At 67.4% G+C, this 23,557-nt stretch carries 17 protein-coding genes; 10 read left to right on the top strand and 7 right to left on the bottom strand.

Annotated elements, in window-relative coordinates; translation table 11 throughout:
* The first annotated feature begins 32 nt into the window (after positions 1 to 32).
* Positions 33 to 3,377 (top strand): arabinosyltransferase domain-containing protein, encoded by a 3,345-nt coding sequence (locus tag GOPIP_RS08630; protein ID WP_006369249.1) that lies wholly within the window; start codon positions 33 to 35, stop codon positions 3,375 to 3,377.
* On the top strand, positions 3,370 to 6,783 hold the full coding sequence (locus GOPIP_RS08635) for an arabinosyltransferase domain-containing protein (RefSeq protein WP_006369250.1): 3,414 nt from the start codon (positions 3,370 to 3,372) through the stop codon (positions 6,781 to 6,783). The genes GOPIP_RS08630 and GOPIP_RS08635 overlap by 8 nt, the downstream gene beginning before the upstream one ends.
* A gap of 403 nt (positions 6,784 to 7,186) precedes the next feature.
* Here the strand turns inward: GOPIP_RS08635 and GOPIP_RS08640 are convergent, their stop codons facing one another.
* Both GOPIP_RS08640 and GOPIP_RS08645 read right to left on the bottom strand, forming a co-directional pair.
* Positions 7,187 to 8,461, bottom strand: a complete 1,275-nt coding sequence (locus GOPIP_RS08640; RefSeq protein ID WP_006369251.1) for an HNH endonuclease — start codon at positions 8,459 to 8,461, stop codon at positions 7,187 to 7,189.
* Positions 8,462 to 8,998: 537 nt separating this feature from the next.
* Positions 8,999 to 12,334, bottom strand: coding sequence for an arabinosyltransferase domain-containing protein (locus GOPIP_RS08645; RefSeq protein WP_020172660.1), 3,336 nt, complete (start codon positions 12,332 to 12,334; stop codon positions 8,999 to 9,001).
* Positions 12,335 to 12,391: 57 nt separating this feature from the next.
* On the opposite strand from GOPIP_RS08645, the gene aroQ reads away from it, so the two are divergent.
* The 3 genes from aroQ to GOPIP_RS08660 all read left to right on the top strand — a co-directional run bounded on the left by aroQ (position 12,392) and on the right by GOPIP_RS08660 (position 13,751).
* A complete protein-coding gene (gene aroQ / locus GOPIP_RS08650) occupies positions 12,392 to 12,868 on the top strand; it encodes a type II 3-dehydroquinate dehydratase (protein WP_020172659.1) in 477 nt (158 codons plus the stop codon).
* Between the two features lie 78 nt (positions 12,869 to 12,946).
* Positions 12,947 to 13,399 (top strand): SRPBCC domain-containing protein, encoded by a 453-nt coding sequence (locus GOPIP_RS08655; RefSeq protein WP_006369254.1) that lies wholly within the window; start codon positions 12,947 to 12,949, stop codon positions 13,397 to 13,399.
* A complete protein-coding gene (locus tag GOPIP_RS08660; protein ID WP_006369255.1) occupies positions 13,392 to 13,751 on the top strand; it encodes an ArsR/SmtB family transcription factor in 360 nt (119 codons plus the stop codon). The genes GOPIP_RS08655 and GOPIP_RS08660 overlap by 8 nt, the downstream gene beginning before the upstream one ends.
* Here GOPIP_RS08660 and GOPIP_RS08665 read toward each other — a convergent pair.
* Positions 13,748 to 14,524 carry an MBL fold metallo-hydrolase gene (locus tag GOPIP_RS08665; protein WP_006369256.1) on the bottom strand — a complete coding sequence of 259 codons (777 nt, stop codon included), beginning with the start codon at positions 14,522 to 14,524 and terminating at the stop codon, positions 13,748 to 13,750. The genes GOPIP_RS08660 and GOPIP_RS08665 overlap by 4 nt on opposite strands.
* A gap of 4 nt (positions 14,525 to 14,528) precedes the next feature.
* The gene (locus GOPIP_RS08670) at positions 14,529 to 16,523 is read right to left on the bottom strand and encodes a galactan 5-O-arabinofuranosyltransferase (protein ID WP_006369257.1); all 1,995 of its coding nucleotides are present in this window, start codon (positions 16,521 to 16,523) and stop codon (positions 14,529 to 14,531) included.
* A 108-nt stretch (positions 16,524 to 16,631) separates the two neighbouring features.
* On the opposite strand from GOPIP_RS08670, the gene GOPIP_RS08675 reads away from it, so the two are divergent.
* The 3 genes from GOPIP_RS08675 to GOPIP_RS08685 all read left to right on the top strand — a co-directional run bounded on the left by GOPIP_RS08675 (position 16,632) and on the right by GOPIP_RS08685 (position 18,511).
* A complete protein-coding gene (locus tag GOPIP_RS08675; protein ID WP_006369258.1) occupies positions 16,632 to 17,465 on the top strand; it encodes a MerR family transcriptional regulator in 834 nt (277 codons plus the stop codon).
* Positions 17,462 to 17,767 carry an MmcQ/YjbR family DNA-binding protein gene (locus GOPIP_RS08680; protein ID WP_006369259.1) on the top strand — a complete coding sequence of 102 codons (306 nt, stop codon included), beginning with the start codon at positions 17,462 to 17,464 and terminating at the stop codon, positions 17,765 to 17,767. The genes GOPIP_RS08675 and GOPIP_RS08680 overlap by 4 nt, the downstream gene beginning before the upstream one ends.
* A gap of 153 nt (positions 17,768 to 17,920) precedes the next feature.
* Positions 17,921 to 18,511: a hypothetical protein gene (locus tag GOPIP_RS08685; RefSeq protein ID WP_006369260.1), complete on the top strand. Its 591-nt coding sequence runs from the start codon at positions 17,921 to 17,923 to the stop codon at positions 18,509 to 18,511.
* 19 nt (positions 18,512 to 18,530) lie between these two features.
* On the opposite strand, the gene GOPIP_RS08690 is transcribed toward GOPIP_RS08685, so the two are convergent.
* On the bottom strand, positions 18,531 to 19,151 hold the full coding sequence (locus GOPIP_RS08690; protein WP_006369261.1) for a TetR/AcrR family transcriptional regulator: 621 nt from the start codon (positions 19,149 to 19,151) through the stop codon (positions 18,531 to 18,533).
* A gap of 73 nt (positions 19,152 to 19,224) precedes the next feature.
* Here GOPIP_RS08690 and GOPIP_RS08695 point away from each other — a divergent pair, with 73 nt between their 5' ends.
* Positions 19,225 to 19,854, top strand: coding sequence for an NADPH-dependent FMN reductase (locus GOPIP_RS08695; protein ID WP_006369262.1), 630 nt, complete (start codon positions 19,225 to 19,227; stop codon positions 19,852 to 19,854).
* The gene (locus tag GOPIP_RS08700; protein WP_231386796.1) at positions 19,851 to 21,260 is read left to right on the top strand and encodes a DHA2 family efflux MFS transporter permease subunit; all 1,410 of its coding nucleotides are present in this window, start codon (positions 19,851 to 19,853) and stop codon (positions 21,258 to 21,260) included. The genes GOPIP_RS08695 and GOPIP_RS08700 overlap by 4 nt, the downstream gene beginning before the upstream one ends.
* A 1-nt stretch (position 21,261) precedes the next feature.
* Here the strand turns inward: GOPIP_RS08700 and dprE2 are convergent, their stop codons facing one another.
* Entirely contained in the window at positions 21,262 to 22,023 is a 762-nt protein-coding gene (gene dprE2, locus GOPIP_RS08705; protein ID WP_006369264.1) for a decaprenylphospho-beta-D-erythro-pentofuranosid-2-ulose 2-reductase, read from the bottom strand.
* A 54-nt stretch (positions 22,024 to 22,077) separates the two neighbouring features.
* The gene (dprE1, locus tag GOPIP_RS08710) at positions 22,078 to 23,520 is read right to left on the bottom strand and encodes a decaprenylphosphoryl-beta-D-ribose oxidase (protein ID WP_006369265.1); all 1,443 of its coding nucleotides are present in this window, start codon (positions 23,518 to 23,520) and stop codon (positions 22,078 to 22,080) included.
* Between the last annotated feature and the right edge of the window lie 37 nt (positions 23,521 to 23,557).

Consider the following 23,557-nt stretch of genomic DNA (forward strand, 5'->3'; position numbering starts at 1 on the left):
TCAGTAAGCGTCCACTACTGTGTCGGTCTGAGATGACTGAGCCCGCGACGCCGACGTCCACCACGCCCGATCGGCGTGGCGATCGACGCACCCTGCACATCGGGGGGATCGCGATCCCGTCGAATCCACGCACCTGGTCGATCGTGGCCGTGGTGGCCGGACTGGTCGCCGTCGTCGCCGCGGTCCTGACGCCGTTCCTGCCGGTCACCGCCCACACCGCGACCATCACGTGGCCGCAACCGCAGTCACTGTCGGTGACCGCCCCGCTGGTCGCGCAGACGCCGTCGAACCTCGATGTGACCGTCGACTGCCGCGTGCTCGCCGAGGCCGTCGGGAAGACGGCGACCGGATCGACGGTCGTCGTGTCGACGATGCCGCGCGGTGCGCAGAAGGCCACCGATTCCGGTCTGTTCATCACCGCAGGCTCCGGCGGTGTGACGGCCGCGGTGCGCAACTCCCAGCTGGCGAGCGCCACGCCCGAACAACTCGCCACCTGCCAACGCCTGCACGTGTGGGTCTCGCGGACCGACACCGGCGGGATCACCCACGCACGCTTCGTCGGGGTGCCTGGACCCGCCGCGCAGGGCACCGCCGAAGCCGCCGACCAGCCCCAGGTCGCGGGACTGTTCACCGACCTGGACTCGACATCGGGAATGGCCGCCCGCATCGCCGTCGACAACCGCTTCGACACCACCCCGTCGGCGATCAAGCTGACCGTGATGATCCTCGGTGTGCTCGCCGCACTCGTCGCGGCCGTCGCCGTCGCGGCCCTCGACATCCTCGGCGGCTATCACCGGCGCATCGGCCTACCCGACGTCCGCCGACTGCTGATGCCGCGCGCCGTCGACCTCGCGGTCACCGCAGTGCTGGTCGTGTGGCACTTCCTGGGGGCAGGCAGCCCCGACGACGGCTACATCCTGGAGATGGGCCGCAACAGCGTCGACGCCGGATACCTCGCCGACTACTACCGCTTCTACGGCATCCCCGAGGCACCGTTCGACTGGTACTACTCGTTCCTCGCGCATTGGTCGCAGATCTCGACGGCGGGCATCTGGATGCGCCTGCCCGCGCTGGTCGCCGGACTGCTCGGCTGGTTCATCCTGAGTCGGGTGCTGCTGCCACGACTCGGTGGCGCTGTGCGCCGCTCACAGTGGGCGATGTTCACCGCCGCAGCGGTGTTCGTCGCGTTCTGGATGCCGCTCGACAGCGGCCTGCGCTCCGAACCGATCATCGTGCTCGGCTCGCTGCTGACCTGGTGGGGTGTCGAGCAGGCGATCGCCACCCGACGGATGTTGCCCGCCCTCGGTGCGACGCTGGCCGCCGGGATGACCCTCGCCGCCGCGCCGCAGGGGCTTATCGCAGTCGCGATCCTGGTGGCCGGTTCGCGGCCGATGCTGCGCAACGTGCGCCGTCGCGCCGCCGAACACGGTCTGCTCGCGACGCTCGCCCCGGTCGCGGCGATGGCCGGAGTGGTCGTCATCATCGTCTTCCGCGACCAGACGCTGGCCGCCATCGCCGAGGCGATCCGGGTGCGCTACACCGTCGGTCCGGTGCTGTCGTGGTATCAGGAATTCCTGCGCTACTACTACCTGACGCTCAGCAGCCAGGACGGCACCCTCGTACGCCGCGTGCCGGTTGTGCTGCTGTTGGCCGCGGTCTTTGTCACCATCGCTGTCATGTTGCGCCGCAAGCATGTTCGTGGCGTCGACCCGGCACCGGTGTGGCGCCTGATCGGCACCTTCGGGCTGTCGATGCTGTTGCTGTCGTTCACCCCCACCAAATGGACGATGCAGTTCGGTGTGTACGCCGGCGTCGCGGCCGCATTGGCGGCCGTCGCCGCGGTGGCCGTGGCCGAATCGGCGCGCCGCTCACCCCGCAACCTCTGCGTCTACATCGCCGGCCTGCTGTTCGCCTGCGCGGTCGCCGCCGCCGGCCAGAATGCCTGGGGCTGGGCCTACGACTTCGGTATCTCGTGGTTCGACAAAGCCCCGGTGCTGGAAGGTCAACAACTCTCGAGCCTCTTCCTGGTGCTCACGGTGCTCGCGCTCGCCGCCGCGGTCTGGTTCCACCTGCGCATCGACGTCGACGCCGAACACGGCCGGATGCGGGAGAACTCGCGCACCCCGGGGTGGGTGAAAACCGCGATCGCCTCCTCGCCGATGGCGATCATCGCGACGCTGGTGGTGCTCATCGAGTTGCTGCTGTTCGCCAAGGCCGCTGTCGCCCGGTCGGATTCGTACACCACCGCCAGCGCCAACCTGCGCGCGCTGACCGGCAATCCGTGTGGGATGGCCGATCAGGTCCTCGTCGAACCCGACCCGAACACCGGCGCGTTGCGCCCGATCGGGACCGCAGACATCTCCCGGGCACTCGCCGGGAAGTCCGAGGGCTTCGACCCCAACGGGGTCGCCGGGGATCTCACGCCCGACTCGACGACGGTGAGCGCGGGCACCATCAACACCGGCGCCGATCCCTCCCGGCCGTTCGTGGTCACCGGTGCGCAACCGGGCACCACCGGCGGAGTCGGCCCCAAGGGTGTCAACGGCTCCACCGCGGCACTGCCGTTCGGGCTCGACCCGGCCCGCACCCCGGTCATGGGCAGCTACGGCCACGACAACGGCACCGCCACCCTCACCTCGATGCCGTACGCGCTGCCGGCCCGCACCTCCTCGCCGCTGATCGTCATCACCGCGGCCGGGCCGGTGTTCTCGGTCGATCAGGACGGTGTGGTCACCCCCGGCCGCTCGTTGACCGTCGAGTTCGGAACCTCCAGCGCCTCGGGTGATTTCCGGCAGATCGGGCCGTCGGTCGTGCCGCTCGATCCCGGACCGGACCGTCCCAACCGCCCGTGGCGCAACCTGCGGATCCCGATGTCGTCGGTGCCCGCGGGCGCCACCGCGATGCGGATCGTGGCCGTCGACGACAATCTCGCCAACGACCAGTGGCTGGCCTTCACGCCGCCACGCGCGCCGCGGCTGGAAACGCTGCAGAATCTCGTCGGTTCCACCGCGCCGGTGTTGCTGGATCTGTCGGTCGGTAGCCAGTTCCCGTGCCAACATCCGATCACCGTGACCAATGGGATCAGCCAGATCCCGCAGTGGCGGATCACCCCCGATCGCACCACGACGTTCTCCAAATCCAAGTCGTGGCAGTCGGCGACCTCCGGTGGCGGCATCCTCACCACCGCCGACGCGTTGACCTCGGCGAGCACGATGGCCACGTATCTGCAGGGTGACTGGTATCGGGATTGGGGTGCGCTGCAACAACTGACACCGTTGGTGCCCGATGCGCGACCGGCGACCGTGCGCACGGGCGACACGACGGAATGGGGTTGGAGCAGGAGCGGAGCTATCAGGGTGGTGAGTGAGAATGACTGAGACCTCCACGACACCCGCGCCCACCGACGCCACCGGCCGTAGCCGCCGAATCCGTATCGCGCGGATCGTCGCGGTCGTCGCCGGCCTGATCGGCATCGTGCTGGCGCTCGCGATGGCGGTGCTGCCGGTCACCTACACCAAGGTGCAGATCAAGTGGCCCCAGCCGACCTCACAGAATGCCTCCGGGGTCGAGAACATCTTGGCGCCCAACGTCTCCTACACGCCGACCAACCTCGACCTGAGCGTTCCGTGTCGGCTCGCCGCCGACCTGCCGGCCCGGGGCGGAGTGCTCGTCAGTACCGTCCCGGAGAACGGGGTCGAAGCGGGCAAGGTGGGGCTGTTCGTCCGCGCGACCACCGACCGGTTGCTGGTCGCCCAACGAAATGCCGTTCTGCTCAATGTCCCCCGGGCGCAGGCGCAGAGCACTCCGGACTGCACGATCGTCATCCACGCCGACACCTCCGGCATCCGCGGTGAGATCCAGGGCTTCTCGGCCGCCGACGGCGCATCGACCTCGTTCCGCCTCGACGATCCCAACGCGCGCCCGCAGATCATCGGTGTGTACACCGACCTGCCTTCCACCGTCGACACCACGGGATTGTCGTACTCCTCGACCGTCGACACCCGCTTCGTGTCGAGCCCCACGACACTGAAACTCGCTGCGGCGCTGGTCGGCATCGTCATGGCCATCGCCTCGATGATCGCGCTGGCGGTCCTCGACACCCAGGACGGACGCAGACGCCGCCGCCTGCTCCCAGGGCGGATGAAGCGGCCCCGGGGGGACGACGAGGACGAGGACGCACCCGCGCTGCCGCCCGGTCGTAAGCCGTGGTGGCATGTGAGCGTCCTTGATGCGCTGGTCGTCGCCGTGCTGATCATCTGGCTGTTCGTCGGCGGCAACACCGCTGACGACGGGTACCAGGTCACCGTCGGCCGGATCGCGCCCGGCGCAGGCTATCTCGACAACTACTACCGGTATTTCGGTGTGCCACAGGACCCGTTTGGCTGGCACTACCAGTATCTTGCGTTGTGGATGCAGGTCAGCACCGCCACCCCGTGGCTTCGGCTGCTGCCGTTGATCTTCGGCGTCCTGTGCTGGTTCATGCTCTCGCGCGGGGCGTTCGGCCGGATCGGCAGCGCGGTCCGCAATTCGCGTGCGGCCCGCTGGGCCGGTGCCTTCGCCTTCCTCGCGGTGTGGCTGGCCTTCAACAACGGTCTGCGAGTGGAACCGTTCCTCGCCGTCGGCATCCTCGCCACATGGTTGCTGGTGGAGCGTTCGGTGGCGACCGGCCGCCTCTTCCCGCTGACCCTGGCGATTGTCGTCGCGGCCTTCACGTTGACCGTCCACCCGGCCGGCGCCATCGCGGCGGTCGCCCTGATCGCGGCGCTGCGACCGATTTTCGTCCGCCTGCGCGTGCGGATTCGACGCGACGGTTGGTTCCCGACGCTGACCCCGATCCTCGCCTCAGGTCTGCTGGTGCTCTACGAGATCTTCGCCGACCAGCCCCTCGCCTCAATTCTCGAGGGTGTCAAGGTGCAGGGCATCGTCGGACCCACCAACAAATGGTGGACCGAGGCCATGCGGTACTACATCCTGCAGAACCCCACCACCGACGGCTCGATTGCCCGCCGGGTCGGGATCTTCATGACGCTCTTCGCGGTCATCTTGATCGTGCTGGTGCTGTTGAGCAGGCGTCGAGTGCCCGGCATCGCCACCGCGCCGCTGTGGCGAATCGTCGCGATCCTTGCCGGAGCCGTTGGGGTGCTGGCATTCTCGCCGACCAAGGCCACCCATCAGTACGGCGCGTTCGCCACCTTGACCGGTGTGCTCGTCGCCGCGGCGACCGCGTTCATCTCCCCGCAGGTGATCCGCCGACGATGCAATCGGACCTTCATCGCCGCGGCGGCCACCTACGTACTCGCCGTCGTCTTCACCGGCCGCAACCAATGGTGGTACGTCGGCAGCTACGGCATCCCGTGGGGCGACGACACCCCGAATGTGGCCGGAATCAAGCTCTATCAACCGATTCTGCTGATCGCCGTCATCATCACGCTGGTCGGTGCCTGGCAGTATTTCCGCGACGACCGCCGCGCCCAACTGGGTGAGCCGATCGTCGAGCCGACCTCCGGGGTCCGCGGATTCCTCGGCCGGATGCCCACCTACTCGCTGGCGATCGTGCTCGCGATCGTGCTCGTGTTCAACATGATCTCCTTCGCCAAAGCGATTCAGACCCAACGCGGTTCGTGGTCGTGGGCGAGTTCCAACGTCAATGCCCTGCGTGGCAATCCGTGTGCGTTGGCCGATGCGATCCTCGTCGAAGCCGACCCCAACAAGGGCCTGCTCTCCCCGGCACGAGTTGCCGGACAAGAGAACTCGTCGCCGGGTGCGGCGCTGGCAGGCAAGGGCATGGTCGGATTCACCCCCAACGGGGTGGCGACGGATCTGCAGACCACCTACGACGACGACAACGACGCCGACTCCGACCAGCAGGACCCCACCCAGACCGACCCCAGCGCGGCCACCGACACCGGCGAGAACTCCACCGGCACAGCCGATACCGCAGGTGGCACCACCTCGACGAAGGGTGTCAACGGCTCGTCGGTGAAGCTGCCCTTCGGTCTCGACCCGGGCAAGGTGCCGGTGCTCGGCAGTTACGGTGCCCCGGGCAGCCGTGCCTCGTTGACCTCCGAGTGGTATCAGCTGCCCAAGCGCAGCCCTGATGCGCCGTTGGTGACGATGTCGGTGGCGGGCACCGTCGGCTACGTCGACGACCTCGCTGTCACCCATCCGGGACCGGAGCTGCGGCTCGAGTTCGGTCGTGTCGAGCCCGACGGCTCGGTGACCACGGTTGCCTCGCAGGTGCCGCTGGGGATCGCCACCGACCCCGCATGGCGCAACATGCGGTTCCCGCTCGACAAGGCGCCGCCACGGGCGAGTGTCGTCCGCGTCGTCGCGGCCGACACGTCCTCGGATCCCTCGGGCTGGCTCGCGGTGACCCCGCCGCGGGTGACCTCGATGGTGACGCTGAACGACCTTGTCGGCAGCAAGGATCCGACGCTACTCGACTGGGAGGTCGCCCTGGCGTTCCCGTGCCAGCGGCCGGCCGAGGTGCACAACGGCATTTGGGAGATCCCGAAGTGGCGGATCACCCCCGACGCCGACGGCGAACGGGTCAACTCACGCAACTGGATGGCCGGTAACTACGGCGGTCCGCTCGGCATGGTCGACAACGATCTGTCGGCGACGGTGCTGCCGTCCTACCTGCGCAACTCGTGGGCCAAGGATTGGGGCAGCCTGCAGCGGCTCACCCCGCTGGTCGACCAGACGCCCGCCGATCTCGTCGTCACCCAGGACACCCACACCGGCCTGTGGACCCCGGGGCCGATGCGCGCGATCATGAACTGACGCCGATGGCGCCCACCAGTTCGCCGACAGCGCTCACTTAGATCGATGGTCGAGGTGCCGAGGAGCGCCAGCGACGAGCCTCGAGACCCCCTGTGCCGAACAGCTACCGGGCCACAGTGGTCCGAATCCAGCACCGGTGCAAGCGGTCTCGAGGCTCGCCGCACGCGGCTCGCACCTCGACCAGCGATTGATGAATCGGGCCGTTCCCCATCCCGGTGGTCGAGGTGCCGAGGAGCGCCAGCGACGAGCCTCGAGACCCCGTGTGCCGAAAGGATTCCGGGCCACGGTGGCACGCGCACCTCGACCATCGGGTGGGGATTATCTCTATGGAGTTGTCAAACAACAGATGCGGTCCCGGCCGGGCCGGGTGCGGGGAATCAGGCTGTAGTAGAGGCGCTTCGGGTCAGGCTGCTGCGTCGTCGAGTCTCATGGTGCGTCGGTGATAGGACGGTATCGGTCGTCGTTTCGGATCCACGCTGGCGGGTGGGATCAGCCAGGGGTGTCGGTCGAATCCCATGATGATGTCCCATCCGTGGTGGTGGACATCGTCGTGGCAGCTGCTGCAGAGGAGGCATCCGTTGTCGAGGTCGGTGGGACCACCGTCGGCCCAGTGGTGCGCGTGGTGTGCTTGGCAGCGGCCGGCGTGTGCTCCGCATTTGATGCACCCGCGATCCCGCACGAGCAGGGCTTTGCGTTGCCCGGGGGTGAACAATCGTTCCTGGCGTCCGACGTCGAGGGGTACGCCGTCGGTGTTGAGGATGATTTTGGTGATGGTGGTGTCACACGACAACATTTTCGCGGTGGCTTCGGTGATCGGACCCATGTTCTGCAAGTCGCCGCCGATTGCCGGGTTGTCCGCCGACCAGGTCCACAACAGTCCGTTGGTGGGTTTCGCCGACAATGTGGTGTCCGCCAATCCCTGTGCCGCGAGTTCGACAATCGTTTCAAACGCCGCGGCGCAGATCTGTTCGGGTGTCCGCGGATCCGGGGACCCGTCGGGCTGGGGCTTGGGCGCCGACAAGGTTTCCATCAGGGTGCGTGTCTTTTCGCCGGCGATGATGTCGAGGTTCGCCGAGATCTCCAGCCGTCCGTCGTCGGTGATGCGGTCGGTGTAGGAGTTGATTCTCTTGTCTTCGGCGGCAGGTAAACCGCCAGGAGTCTCCGCGGCCAGTTCGTTGCCCAACTGTCGTGCGTAGAGGTTGATCTCGGCGGGGGTGAAGCCGGCGAAGTAGTGCGACAGGAGTTTCCGCAGGTATTCACAACGTTGGACGGTGTCGAGGGGTTCGGGGCATCGGGTGTCGATGTGCGCCAACCCGCGCACGATGGCGTCGGTGTGTTCGGACGAGATGGACCCGTCCGCTGCATGCGCCAACAACAGGTCGACATCGGTGGTGGCGGCGACCCGCACATACCGACTTGCGACGGCGGGTGCGCAACCCATGCTGATCAACAACTCCCGCAGTCGGGTGGTCTTGTGGTCGGCGACGCCCAGCCGGTCCATTTCGCCGGTGAGGGTGGTGGCGTGGTGATCGATCAGGTTCCGCAACAACAGGACTTGTTTCATCGCGCTGAAGGCTTGGGGCCCGGTCATGTCCGGATTCCATTGCAGGTCGCTGAGTTGGCTGACGATGTCGGCGAAGATCGCCTCGGCGTCAAGAGCTTCGGTGGTGTCGATCATGGGCCCCTCCCCCGGTGGCTGATCGGTGTGATGGGTCCATCGTACTCGAACATATGGATCAAGGCAAGGGTGTTCGATGGTTCTGGGGAGGCAAAGGTGCTTGTGGACAACGGGTTTCGGTGGTGGGCTGGCGGAAGTTTTCTGTCGGTGGGGTGTGGTAGGGGGTGCGGCTTTCGCTGTGGGCCGGATCGATGTGGTTGGGAGGCTTGTTGTCTCACCGGGTCTCGAGGCCCGGCGCCTGGGGCGCCGTGCACCTCGACCATCGGAAGGGGGTCTCGAGGCCCGGCGCCTGGGGCGCCGTGCACCTCGACTATCGGGGAAAGGGGCTCGTTGCGCGGGCAGGGCGGGTTGCTCGACCATCTGGAGGGCAGGGTTTTCGATGATGGGGGGCGCCTGGACGGTCGGGATTACTGTGTACGCGGCGCCTACGAGTGGACGCGGCTGGTGCAGTGGGGGCGTCTGCGAATTCGGCTGGCGTAGAACGCTTCGGCGGTGGATCGCACACCTCGGCCATCGGGAAAGGCGCCGACGGTGACCTCAGTGCCGGATCGGCGCCGGAGCCCAGAGTCCGCTTCGGGTGGCGGTGCCGGTGGTGATCTCGGCGTGGCGGGTCACGTCGTCGTAGGGGACCAGCCGCTCCAGTGAGCCCCAGTCGCGGCCGACGTCACCCTTCAGATACGTTGCCAGAGCGGTCGGTTCGAGCAGTACCTGCTCCCAGCCGATCGGGCCACCGCCGAAGGCGTCCTGCCATGCCGAGACCGCCGCGGACAGGTCCGCGCCGGGCTCGATGCGCCACTGCGGTAGTTCGGCGACACCGTCGTGGTGGGTGAACGGCCGCTGGCACGGGAACACCAACCCTGAGGTCCAGTCGACGTGCACCGGGGCGGTGGACCCGACGACGTCCTGCAGGGTCCGCATCTGCGGCAGGCGTGGCGGCGTGACGATGATGTAGCGATCCGAGGCGAGATTGTCGTCGGTGGCGACGATGCGTACCGCGGTGATGTTGTCGGGCAGATCGGTGGTGGGCACCCGGACGTTGCGCCACGACGGCATGGGGCCGGGGTCGATCATGTTCACCGATCCGGTTGCCGACAGGTCGGCATCGCGGGTGGTCGACCCGATTTTGCCGGTGGTGTACTCCAGTACCAGATCCTGCGGATTGTCGAACTGCCCGGCGATGGAGAAGGTCACCAGCGGGCGATCCCGATAGTCCGTCGGCAGTGCGTACCAGCCCGACGTCAGATGTGCTGGGGTTTGATCGTCCTTCGAATAGCTGCCCAGCACGGGGGTTTTCGACGGATCGAGTTCGAAGGGCAGGGCGGCGTGGCTGCCGTTGACACCCGGTGTGCTCTCCTCGCCACCACCGGTGCCACCGGCGTTGGCGATCAACACATCTGGGTCGGCCGCGGCATCTCCGGCGAGCACTCCGAGTGCGCCCGCAGGGGTTTTGGTATCGAGTTCCTCGGGCACGGCGTCGGGACCGAAGCCACTCGTCGCAGGCTCCGTCGACGACGCCGGCTGGGTCGCGGGGCCGGCGAGCGGATCGGTGAGTGTCTTGTCGACCGGCGACAATTCGTAGTTGCTGGGGTTCTCCTCCACCCAGATCTTGTCGGCCATGCCGCACTGCTTGCCCGCCAGCGCCTCCAGGTTGGAGCGGGGTACCGAGTACGAATCACTCTGGTGGATACCGGCGAACGCGGCGGTGACGAGCTCGAAGACCACCACCAGTGCGGCCACCCAGGCCAACGGGGCCCCGGCGAGGGAGTGCCAGGTGCGCCGATACCAGGGATGCTTCTCGGCCTTCCACTGGTCGTCCGGTTCGGCGTCGGGATCGGTCCCGGTGAACGGTTCACGGAAGTGGAACCACAACGCCAGCAACAACAACAGCAGTGCGATCGCCAGGAACAACGTGCCCAGCCGCACGACGATGGTCGGCTGGTCGACGCCCCAGGGCATCCCCCACGCCGAGGAGTAGTAGTACGAGTTGGGGCCGGCGAACGCCAGTCCGACGATGAAGAACACGAGCGCCGCATACAGCGTGCGGTTGCGGCGGGAATGCATCGCGCTCTGGCTGGCGGCGATCGCGGCGATGGCGGCCAATGCCGCTGCGAGACCGGCGAACACGCCGAAGTGGTGGGTCCACTTGGTGGGCGTGAACATCAGGAACACCAACGACGCGAACGTGATTCCGACGATTCGCCGGGTCGGGCCGATCGCGGTGCCGGGGATGCGGGACTTGCGGATCAGCACCGCCGCCGAGACCACCATCCCGAGGATCATCGCCAGCACGGCGAAGCGTCGGGCGATGGAACCGTCCGCGGAGAACGCGAACAGCGAAGAGTAGCGGTCGATCTCGTTGTACCAGTGCAGCGACGGCCCGAGCGCCGACTTCATCTTCGACGAATCCAGGAAGGAACGCAGCGTCAGATTCGAGAACACCACGAAGATGACGAAGGTTCCCGCCGCGAGTATCGGGGCGAGCAACGCGAGGAATGATCGCCACCCGTTGCCGATCACGCGGGCGCGCTTGATGAGCGCAAGGATCATCGGTCTGGCGCCGGCGATCAACGCGGCGACGGCCAGCAGTCCGGTCGGTCCGGCGGCAAGGCTGAATGCGCCGAACAAACACGCCAGCGCCGCGGGTAGCAGCCGGCCCGTCGCGATCGACCGCTCGACCGAGCACCACGTGAGCAGCGCGCCGAGGCAGATGATGGGTTCGGGACGCAGACCGTTGTTGAACGGGAACCATGACGCGAGGAACACAAAGGCCGCGGTCCAGGCGACGCCGGGCCGGGTGATGGCCGCCCGGCCCAACCGCGGCAGCACCTCGTGGCTGATGATCAACCACGACACCACGCCGCACAACAAGGCCGGCAACCGCATCCACGGACTGGCCACCGACACGTGGCTGAGCAGGCCGAAGGCCTCGTAGTACCAACCGAAGGGCGCCTCGGGAGCGCCGTACCAGCGGAAGTAGTTGGCGGTGTACTCACTGTTCTGCGCGACGCGGGCCATCGTCATCAGATAGCCGTCGTCGGAGGTGTTGGGCCCGATGAAATGCCACACCAGCAGCGCGATCAACACCACGTAGTCGCGAACGTTGAGGCGCCACCAGCGCGCCGGGAAGATACGACGGTGCTTGCGCTCGTCGGTCGAATCCAGCGCGGCCAGAGCCATCAACGACAGCAGGGTGCACACGATGCCGACGATGAGGACCAGCCACTTGAGGATCGTCGGCGTTGAGGTGTAGCGCGAGTCGATGGTGACGTGGGCGTGCAGGCCGGGCAGCGAGGCGGCCGGCCCGGTCAGATCGGTGAACAGGCCGGTGACCTGCGGGCGCTGATCGGAGGTGTAGAGGTCACGGTCGCTGGTCGTGCCCGACAGTGACTCGCCCTTGTCGTTGGTCATCCCGACGAATTCGGCGGTCACCTCGTCGGAGTCCGCGTGCACGACGATGTCGCGGCAGCTCTGTGCGTCGATCTGCGCGACCGTCGCCGACACCAGCGGCACGTTGCGATTGACGACCTCGACGGTCTGCTTGTCGGCCGGATCGGTCGCGGCACCGGTCTTGCGGATGAACAGGCCACGCTCGGGTGACTTCTCGGCCCCCTTGGGCGTCGTCGACAACAGCACGGACTGCCCGCCGCGCAGTTCGCCGACCGCAGAACACGGCACGCTGACGTCGAGGTCGATCGGGACGTAGCTGATCAGGGGTGCGGTGACCGAATTGATCTGACCGTCCTGCGGCCAGGTGATCTGCGCGGTGGTCTGGTTGACCGGCATGAACGGGGTCGCGAGGGCGAGAAAGAGGCCGAGCAGCCCCGTGATGATTGCTACGAGCTTCGCTCGCCCGACCGTCAACGCTGCTGGCACAAAGAGTGATGGTAGTGGGTGGCCTGTGCGCGCCGAGACCGCACTAGGCTGACGCTCATGTCGACCGATTCCGCCTCTGACGCGCAACGACTGCCGATCCTGCTGCTCAACGGGCCCAACCTCAACACCCTCGGTTTGCGGCAACCGGACATCTACGGCGCCGACACCCTCGCCGACGTCGTCGCCCTCGCCGAGCGCACGGCCGCCGACGTGGGTTTCGGGTTACGGGCCGCGCAGACCAACCATGAGGGCGAGATGATCGACTGGATTCACGAGTCGCGCGGCCAGGTGTCGGGCATCGTGATCAACCCGGCCGGCTGGACCCACACGTCGGTGGCGCTGGCCGATGCGCTGGTGATCCCCGAGGTGCCGATCATGGAGGTGCACATCAGCAACGTGCACAAGCGGGAGGCCTTCCGCCATCACTCCTACGTCTCGCCGCTCGCGGCCGGGATCATCGTCGGCTACGGCATCCGCGGCTACGAGTTCGCCATCCGACGACTCGCCGAGATCGTCGCCGCCGACCGACCCTGACTGCAACCCAGGGGTTGCGCATCGGGATCATTGGTGCAACTATCGAGTTGCACATAATCCTCCGGCGAAAGGCCTCTCATGACCACCACCGACCTCGACCGCATCGAGCACCAGGTCCTCATCGACGCACCCGTGCAACGGGTCTGGGATCTCGTCAGCGAACCCGGCTGGTACATCAACGACAAGACCCTCACCGAGCATCGGATCGAGACCCGCGACGGCATCACCACCGTCGTCGACCCGGTGCACGGCAGTTTCTCGATGCTGATCGTCGAACTCGACGAGCCCCGCTACGCCGCATTCCGCTGGCTCATCGACGCCGACGATCCGTCGAGCACCTCCACGCTCGTCGAATTCTGGCTCACTCCCACCGATTCCGGTGTCGAGGTGAAGGTCGCCGAGAGTGGGTTCGCCTCGCTCGACGAGTCCGATGTCAATCGCCGGTCGCGGTGGGAGGATCACACCGAGGGTTGGCGACTCGAACTCGAGTTGGCCAGAGCCGCTCTCACCGAGGAACATTCGCGTGCCTGACCAGAGTTCAAGCCGGGCGGCTCCGGTCGAGGTGTTCGCGGCGCTCGCCGACGACACCCGCTGGCAGGTGCTCGTCGAACTCGGCCGGCGCCCGGCGTCGGCGTCGGCGCTGGCCACCCAACTCCCGATCTCGCGGCAGGCCATCGCCAAACACCTCAAGGTGCTCACCGACGCGGGGCTCGTCGAGCCGGTCAAGGTGGGCCGCGAGGTGCGCTACGAGGCCGTCGGTGCACGGCTCTCCGAGGTGGCCCGCAGCCTCGAGGTGATCGCCCGCGGATGGGAGCGCCGCCTGACGACGATCAAGGAGCTCGCCGAAGGCGGCCCCGACAATCCCTGGCGCGACAACCCCTAGCGCGACAATGCCTCTCGTGCCATCTCGGCCACCGAGCCGTCGACACGCGGTCCATGGCCGGGGAACAGCACTGTCGCATCGAGAGTGGTGAACGCCTCGACGCTGCGCCGGGCGGCGGCCACGTCGTGCTGGAAGACGTCGGGGATGCGCTGGCAGCCCGAGATTCCCGAGATCGGGTGGTCGCTGACCAGTGCATCCCCGGACACCAGTACCGCCCCGTCGGCGACGAGGTAGGCGCTGTGACCGTCGGTGTGCCCGTGCGACGCCACCGGCACCGGCGCGCCCGGCAGATCGAGCGGACGCGGTAGATCCGAGGTGTGCGCAAAGGGCTGTGTCGTCCCGATGCCCTTGCGGCTCAACACACCCAACGGTACGACCTCGGCCAGCCAGCGCCAGACGCGCGGCCGATGGGCGACCGACGCGATGCCGATCGGCGACGCCTGCTGCAAGTAGTCGCGGCGGGCGTGGCCCACCTCGTCCGGGTCGGCGTACACCGGAAAGCCATGACGCGCGGCGAGACTCACCAGCCCGCCGATGTGATCGACGTGGGCGTGGGTGAGCAGCGCGCCCCGGATGTCGGACGGGCTCGCACCGACCTTCGTGATCGACTCCTCGACCAGAGCCGCCTGACGTGGATACCCGCCGTCGATCAGGGTCACTCCGGAATCATCCTGCAGGACAACCCAGTTGACGGCTGCCGTGCCGACGAACCAGGCGGTCGACGACGCGCCGTCGACCCGGCTGATCACCATCTTCTCGGCCGGCATGATCATGGCCTCACTTCCGCACGACCAGCACGAAGGGCCCGACCTCGGTGACCTCGAACCGTGGGTCGGCGAAGGCCTTGGGGTCGAAGGTGACCGTGTAACGCTTGACGTTCGGGTCGTTGGGGTAGACGTCCTGCGCCAGCCGCAGCGTGTAGCCGCCCGCCGAATAGCGGAACAGGAAGACGTTGGGCGGCCGCCACGGCGAATGCTCGAGCTGGTGGATCATCTCGTCGGGAGTCGTTGCCTGCGTCCACTTCTCGATGGTCGTGGCGCGTTTGTCGAATTCGGCGAGCGGATTGGCGTAATGCGAGGTCAGCCCCTGGAATCCCCAGTACGGATAGACCGAGAGAAAGCCGTAGTCGGCGGTGAGCACCACGTTGTCGGTGGCCGGTCGCCCGGTCTGTTCGGTGATGAGCCGATCGATCTGCGGGAAGAACGATTCGGCGCCGGCCGGCCGCTGGTCGGCGCGTTGCCCGAAGCCGTCGGTGTCGGTGTATGCGGTATTGATCTCGTTGGAGAGATAGTCCGGAATCCCTTGCGCCATGGCCACCGCCGCGATCGCCGCCACCACGCCGATGACGACGCGGATGTCGCCGAAGCGCCCGACCGCCCAGCGCGAGAGATCGACGACGCCCAGCACGCCCGCGGCGGCGAGCACCGCGATCAGGATCGGCTCGAGGCGGAAGGAGAGCAGGGTGGAGCCGGTGGCGGTGCGCAGCATCGACAACAGGCAGAACAGGTAGATGCCGACGACAGTGATCCCGAAAGTCAGTGCCACCGTGCGCTGCCGGAACCGCAGCAGAATCCACAGCAGTCCGATCATCGTGATCGCGCCGGTCAGACTCAACTCGAACATCGGCAGCGGCAGCACCGACCCGCGACCGGGAAGATAGTGCTCGGCTGTGCCCCCACTCGACGGTTCGTTGCGCAGCCGCGCCAGCAGATACGGCGTCCACACCAGTAGCGCGATCAGGCCCGAGATCACCGCCATGACGATCAGCCGCACCGCCACCGCGATGACCAGGCTCCGCCTGGCCGCGGAAACCGCCTGTGCGGCAACGGCCTTGTTCGCCACCCCACGCCAACCGACGACGATCACCACCAGCGCCATGAGGACCGCAACCCCGGCGAACAGTCCGGCATAGAGCGTGTAGGAGGCGGCGCACAGTCCGAGGAACACCCCGCCCGCGACGACCGCCCACCAACTGGTCCCCGAACGCAGCCGCCCTGATGGGCCGTCGACGAGACGTCCATGTCCGCGCAACCCGTACATCATCGGGATCAGCAGTGGGATGCCGATCAGGATCAGCACCGCCGCATACGGTTCGGGGGAGGCCTGCATCAGGGTGGTCACCGTGACCGCCAATGCGACCGCCACGCCCCGGTCGGCGCCGAGCATCCGGTTCCACAGCACCACGCCGATCGCGGCGGCCACCGCGATCGTCAGGATCGCCCACGGCTTGTAGGCCTCCCATCCGGGCTGGCCCATCGCGTTGGCGAATCGCCCACCCCACCAGAACCAGCCGGCCGGGTAGTACGGCGGCAGGTCGACGTAGGTCATGTCCGCCAGATGCGGGCTCGAGGTCATGCGGGTCAGGTACTCGGTGCGGAACTGCTGATCGACCGAGAGGCCGAACAGGTAGAGCCGGGTCGCGCCGAGCGGCATGCCGAGGGTGGCGGTGACCAGCCCGGCGACGCCGACCGTGGACACCAGCGTGGTCAGCCATCGCGAGCGGCCGTAGCGATACAGGATCGCCGCGCCCACGAGCAGCAGCACCGCGATCACCTGACCGACGGTGGTCAACGCGCGCGTGACGTTCGACGAATTGAACGCGGGCCACTGGACGGCGTCGATCACCTTGAGTCCGACCATTGCGACGACTCCGCCGATCACGACGGCCACGACCAGTTCGATCACGGTGATGACGTGCGGATTCGCGTGGCGACGGGCCGCGGCCGCGGGCGGTCGGGGGGCGTCGGTGGCCGGGCTCTGCGTTGACGTCACGCCACCAGTTCTAGCAGTAGCGCCGGTACCCGGACGCCGACGGCGTCGGTAACTGCTCACCGTCGAGGCTTGCATCGGACGCGGCGTCAGCTTCTAGTCTTCGTATCCATGGCGACCACCCGCACGAACACCACCGGTTCGACGCCCCCCGGTGCAAGTGAGCACGGTTGGCGGGTCGGTGAACTCGCCGAGTTGACCGGCGTCACGGTGCGGACGTTGCGGCACTACGACCAGTCCGGACTGCTGCAGCCCTCCGGGCGGACCTCGGGCGGGCACCGACTCTACGACCCCGACAACGTCGCACGGTTGTACCGAATCCTGGCGCTGCGGCGGCTACGGTTCGGGCTCGCCGACATCCGGGCGCTGCTCGACGATCCCGAGTGGGACATGGCGGCGATGGTGTCCCGCCACGCTGCAGAGACCGAGCGTGCTCTTGCAGCCACCGCGCGCCTCAGCACACACCTGCGGGCGATCACGCACGTGATCGACAACTCAGGACACGCGTCGTCCGACGACCTGTTCACCATCATGGAGGAGATGACCATGCTCGATTCACCGGTTCGCGGCACCACCACGCTGCTCGTCTACGACGACCTGCCTGCTGCGCACGCCTTTCTGATCGAGACGTTCGGACTGACCGGGGGGCCGATCGAACGCTCTCCGGACGGGACGGCGGTACACGCGGAGGTCTACGCCGGAGACCAGGCGTTGGGGCTGCATCCCAGTGGTGAGGGCTATCGATCCCCGCGCGAGCTCGGTGCGGTCAGCAGCATGGTCGTCATCGCCGTCGACGACGTCGACGCGCACCACGAGCGGGCCCGCGAGCACGGCGCGACGATCGTCAAGGAGCCGACCGATCAGCGCTACGGTGTGCGCGAATACGGCGTGCGAGACCTCGAAGGGCACCTCTGGTACTTCCACACGCCGCTGGAGGGGTCGTGACCGCCGAGGACGTCGTTCGCGACCTCGCGCTCGCCCTCCCCGATGTGGTCGAGCGCGACCACCACGGCTTCCCGTCGTTCCGGTTCGGCGGCCGGATCATCGCCACCCTGCCGACGTCGAATCGTTTGCGCGTCATGCTCGACGAGCACGGTATCCGCTCGGAGGCGGTGAGTCATCCCGACTCCTGTCGCGAGTTCTATTGGGGCAAGAAGCTTTCCGCTCTCGAGGTCGATCTCGACGCCGCCGACGACGCGCTCGTCGACGACCTGCTGCATCAGGCATGGGAGCGGCGCGCGCCCTGAGAGCCCACTCCGTTGGGGTTTCGCGCGGGTCGGTCAACCGGCCGACGACGGTAACCGGCGTGGCCATGACGGCGATCACATCCTTGTCCGCAACTTTGCTCGGCCAAGGAATAGGGGTTCGTCATGCGCCACCGTTGGGTGTGGGTAGGAGTCGTGGCCGCCGTGGCGGCCTTACCGCTGGTGACCGGGTGTGCCGACACCGGCACCGGGGCGTCGGCGTCGAGTGTGGTCACCGTGACCGCGACACAGACCACGCGTGCGTCGGCACCGGTGACCGGTACCGTCGCGACGAGCACCGATGTGACCGGTACCGATGTGAGCACCACCGGGGACGCGCCGGTCTCGCCCGTTGGCACCCGACCGCCGACCACCAATCCCCTTCCGCCGGGTCACGGTATCGGTGCGTCGGCCTACCTCGGAGCCTGGCAACGTCACGAGAGTTCGTTGACGTTCAACGGCGACCACACCACCGGGTCGGTGTTCTTGGGTGCCAACGCCGTCGACGGCGAGAAATGGGGATTCACCTGGACCATCGACCGGGGCGTGATCACCGCGACGCTCACCGGGTTGATCGAGAGGTCGGGCGCCGGCGTCGGCGGTATGGCCACCGGCCAGACGTTCACCGCAACGCCGACAGTCGATTCCGCGGGCACGGAGATCCTGGTCACGACGGGTCTCGGTGAAACCGGCTCGGAGTTGACGTGGTGCCGCTCAGGTCACGGATCACCCGGCTGCGGCGCCTGATCGCGCAGATGTCTGTCTGCTAGGTCTGTGTCTCACCCGGCGGCCGGGCGGCGTAGGCCGCGAGGAACGTGCGGACCCCGGCACGGATGACGGTGTCCGGGTCGCCCCGACCGCGGACTGCCGGGAGTTCCTGCACGCTCCCCGCGGTGAGCATGATCAGCTGCAGCGCGGCGATCTCGGCGTCGTCGATGGCGAACATGCCGGCATCGGCGTGACGACGGAGGTGCTCGGCGATCGCGTGTCGGACCCGCAAGGGCCCGGCGTCACGCCAGGCGCGCAACGTCTCCGGCGCGATGTGCGCGGCGTCGGCGTTGATCTGGCGGACCATCGCGAAATGGGTCTCCACCGCGGGATCCGTCGTCGACCATTGGCGACCGAAGGCGATCAGATCTGCTTCCGGCTCGACGATCCGCCCCAGGAGACGGTCGGCCGTGGCGATCTGCAGTTCGGCAACCCGGGTGGCGCTGTCCAGGATCACCGCTTTGAACAGCGATTCCTTGTCGCCGTACTGGTTGTAGATGGTCCTCGTCGAGACCCCGGACTCGGCTGCGAGGTCGGTGATGCTCGCGCGGCTGTAACCATCACGGGCGAAGACGCGTAGCGCCCCGTCGAGAAGCGCCCGCTGCTTGTCTGCTCGCATCGGAACATGGTCCCACCGATCGAAAGTGCAATCAACATTGCACTAGGTGCAATGATCGTTGTACTTTGGGGTCATGACATCCTCACTCTCCACACAGCAGTCGGACTCGGAGCCGCTACGCCTGGCAGTTCTCGTCGGGAGCACGCGCCCGGGACGACGGTCGTATCTGGTCGCCGAATGGGCGGCGCATCTCGCCCGCGAGGCGCTGACCGGTCGTGCCGAGGTGTCGATCATCGACATCGCCGAGTTCGACCTGCCCCTCCTCGACGAGCCGCAACCCGCAGCGATCGGTGACTACCGGCACGAACACACCCGACGGTGGGCCGACGCGATCGCCGCGGCAGACGGGTTCATCATCGTCACCCCCGAGTACAACCACTCGCTGACCCCGGCGCTGAAGAATGCGATCGACTATCTGTACGCCGAATGGCACGACAAGGCCGCAGGTTTCGTGAGCTTCGGGCTCAACGGCGGGGTCCGGGCGGTCGAACATCTGCGGCTGACCCTGTCCGAGGTGAAGGTGGCGTGCGTGCGCAGCCAGGTCGCCCTCGATCTGTTCACCGACTTCGCCTTCGACGACGTCTCCGAGCCCGGAACGGTGCAGCCCGGCGAGCGGCACGTCCGCCTCTTCGAGCGCATGCTCGACGAACTCCTACAGTGGTCGGCGGCCCTGCGTCCATTGCGGGTGTCGGTGCCGGCATGAGACGTGGGTCAGACGGTGCGGCAACGCTTTCCGACTCCCGGCTCGACCGACGCACGAGGCGCCTGTGCGGGGTGATCGTGCTCGGTGCGTTCGCCACCGGCCTCGATGTGTCGGTGGTCAACGTCGGCCTGACCGACATCGGTGCCGATCTCGGTGCGCCGCTGTCACAGACGCAGTGGGTCGCGACCGCCTACCTTCTGGCACTGGCACTCTCGTTGCCGGTGGCCGGCTGGCTGGCCCGTCGCCACGGCACCGGCGTGATCTGGTTGAACGCGCTGACCGCCTTCACGGTGGCATCGGCGCTGTGCGCCCTGGCGCCCGGCATCGGCCTGCTCATCGCCGCGAGAGTGCTGCAGGGGCTCGCCGGTGGGGTGTTGATTCCCGCGGGTCAGACGATCCTCGGTCAAGCGGTCGGGCCCGAGCGGCTCGGCCGCGTGATGGGTGCCCTGGGGATCGTGGTGGGTGCCGCACCGGCCCTCGGCCCGTTCGTGGGTGGGCTGATCCTGACGGGATTGTCGTGGCATTGGTTGTTCGTGATCAACCTCCCGATCGGCGTGGTCGGGGTTGTGTTGGGGCGCAGGATGATTCCCCATGGAGTGGCCACACCGGCGGTTCGCCTGCACCGGTCCGGGGTGATTCTCGCGACGGCGGGTCTGCCCTTGGTGATGTTCGGGATGACGCAGTGGGGCGACGCCGGGAAGCTGACGCCGACCGTCGGTGCCGCGCTCGGCGCCGGGGTGGTGATCCTGGTGGCCTTCGTCGTCGTCAGCCGCCGCGCCGAGAATCCGTTGATGGATCTGTCGCTCTACGGCGTGCGGGGCTTCCGGGTGGGCAGCGTCGCCGCATTGTTCTCCGGCGCCCTGGTCTTCGGCAGCGGACTGGTGTTCACGCTGTACTTCCAATTGGCCCGAGACCTCGATGCGCTGGCCACGGGACTCAACCTGCTCGGCGCCGCGCTGGCGACCGCGGTGTGCGCGCCGTTCACCGGTCGCTGGATCGATCGATACGGTCCCGGGCCGGTCGCGCTGGCAGGCGGATTCCTTGCGATGGTCGGCAGTGGCGCGTTGACGGTGTTGCCGACGACCGCGCCGCTGGTCGTCGTGCAGCCCCTGCTCGTGGTGTTCGGTGCGGCCGTCTCGCTCACCGCGATGCCGGCCGGCGTGGCCGCGTACAAGGCGGTGCGCACCGATCAGCTTCCCGACGGGGTCACGCAGGTCAACGTGCTGCAACGGGTGGGTGGTTCGTTCGGCGGCGCGATCTTCGCCGTGCTCATCGCGACGCGAGTAGCCGACCCGCAGAACGCATTTCAGGTCGCCTTCGGCGCCTTGCTGGTGGTGTCGGGGTGCGCCGCGGTGGCAGGCTGGTACTTGATGCGGGCCACCGCGACCCGACGGGCCGACCCGTGAACTACACCGGCAGCTTGCGGAACACCTTCCGCGGCACATGGCGCAGCCCCATCATGATGAACCGGAACGGCCCCGGCACCCAGATGATCTCCTTGTGGGCATCGACGCCGGCGACGACGGCGCGTGCGACGTCCTCCTTGTTGACCGTGAGCGGAGCCTCGGCGACATTCGCCGACAGCCGCGTGCGGACCTGGCCGGGCCGAACCACCAGCACGTGGGCACCGGACGGGGCGAGCGCCTCACCGAGACCGAGGTAGAACCCGTCGAGTCCGGCCTTGGACGAGCCGTAGAGGAAGTTGGAGCGCCGAACCCGTTCGCCGGCAACCGAACTCATGGCGACGATCTGGCCGTGACCCTGCTGCTTGAACTTCTCGCCGAGCAGGACGCCGACGCTGACGGCGGCGGTGTAGTTGATCGTCACCTCGGTGACGGCCTTCTTGTGGTCCTGCCAGACGGCCTCGTCGTCGAACTGCACGCCCGCCGCCACGATCGCCAGGTCGATGTCGCCGCCGGCGAAGGCCTTGTCGATGACCTCGGGGTGGGTCTCGGGCTTCAGTGCGTCGAAGTCGATCACCTCGACCTCGGTGGCGCCGGCCGACTTCACGGTGGTGACGGCGGCGTCGGCGGCCGGGTCGCCGGGCACCACGGCCAGGACGACACGTGCCGGGCCGCGCGTGAGGAATTCACCCGCGATCGCCAGACCGATCTCGGAACTGCCACCGAGGACGAGGATGGATTGCGGGGCGCCAACGGCGTTGAACATGAACGAATCTCTCTGGTGTCGACAGCTACGGAAAGCTGTTGTGGGGGAGTGGGATCAGGCGAGTTCGAGGCGGCGCGCCATGTCGGACATGAACACGCCGTTCGGGTCGATCGCACGCCGGGTCGCGATCCACGAATCGATCTCGGGATACATCTTGTGGAAGCTCTCGGCCGAGGTCCGCGAATCCTTGGCGGTGTAGAGGCGTCCGCCCATCTCCATCACGCGGCGGTCGAGGTCGTTGAGGAACTCGGCGAGCCCCTTGCGCAGCGGGAAGTCGAGGCAGACGTTCCAGCCCCGGAACGGGAAGCTCAGCGGCGCGCGGTTGCCGTCGCCGAACAGCTTGATCACGTTGAGGAAGCTGACGTGCCCCGACGCCTGGATGTCGGTGATGATCTTCTTGAACTCGGCCTCGTTACCCGTCGGCACGATGAACTGGTACTGGGTGAAGCCACCGCCACGCGGGTAGCCGCCGCCGCGGCCATAGGCGTTGTTCCACTCCGCGATCAGATCCAGCGGGTGATAGAACTGCGGCAGGCTCTCGATGATGTTGCGTTTGTTGGAGCCGAGCCGGTAGTAGAACTCTCCCACCAGCGAGAAGTCGAGCTTGTTGTCGAGGTACCGCGGGAAGATGTTCGGCAGGGTGATCAGCGGCTTCGCGTCGAACCGGAGCGGGTCTTTCTTCAGCTTCGCGGGCAGATCGTCGACCTTCGCGAGGTTGCCTCTGCTGAATGTGCCGCGGCCCAGCTTCGGGGGCCCGCTGATGGTGTCGAACCAGCCCGACGCGTACTCGAAGCCGTCCTCGTAGCGCTGCCCGAGATGCAGGTCGATCGTCTCGTCGAGGCTGTTGGTGGTGAAGGTGTCGGCGAGGAAATATGCGGTCTCGGTGCGCTTGAGCGCGATCTTGGCGCGGAGCACGATGCCGGTGAGCCCGATCCCGCCGACCGTGGCCCAGAAGAGCGAACCGTCGGGATCGTCGGGGGAGCCGTCCGGCGTGATCACGAGGACCCGCCCGTCGGCGACGAGTAGATGCATCTCGACGACGGTGTTCCCGAAGCTGCCGGTGACGTGGTGACTCTTGCCGTGGATGTCATGCGCGATGGCTCCGCCGATGGTCACCTGTCGGGTCCCCGGCATCACCGGCACCCAGAAGCCGCGTGGGACGACCACCTTCATCAGGTGATCGATCGACAATCCGGCGTCGACGTCGACGATCCCGGTCTCCTCGTCGAGGGAGTGGATGCGCGTCAGCGGCGTCATGTCGATGGTGAGGCCGCCGGAGTTCTGGCCCGACTCGTTGTAGGAGCGGCCGAGCCCGCGCGCGATCACGCCACGCTTGAGGTAGTCGGGTTTGTCGGCGTTGTCGTCGGCGACCCGGGCCACTGCCTCGGCGATGACCTCGGGATACGGCGTCGAGAGGACATGCCCTTCGATGGGGGTGGTGCGCGACCATCCGACCAGCGTGCGGGTCGTGATCGGCAGCAATTCTTCAGTAGACATCGGGGTAGAGAGTACCCGCCCGCGTCGACGTGCCGGG

The sequence above is a fragment of the Gordonia polyisoprenivorans NBRC 16320 = JCM 10675 genome, assembly GCF_000241325.1.
GTDB lineage: Bacteria > Actinomycetota > Actinomycetes > Mycobacteriales > Mycobacteriaceae > Gordonia > Gordonia polyisoprenivorans.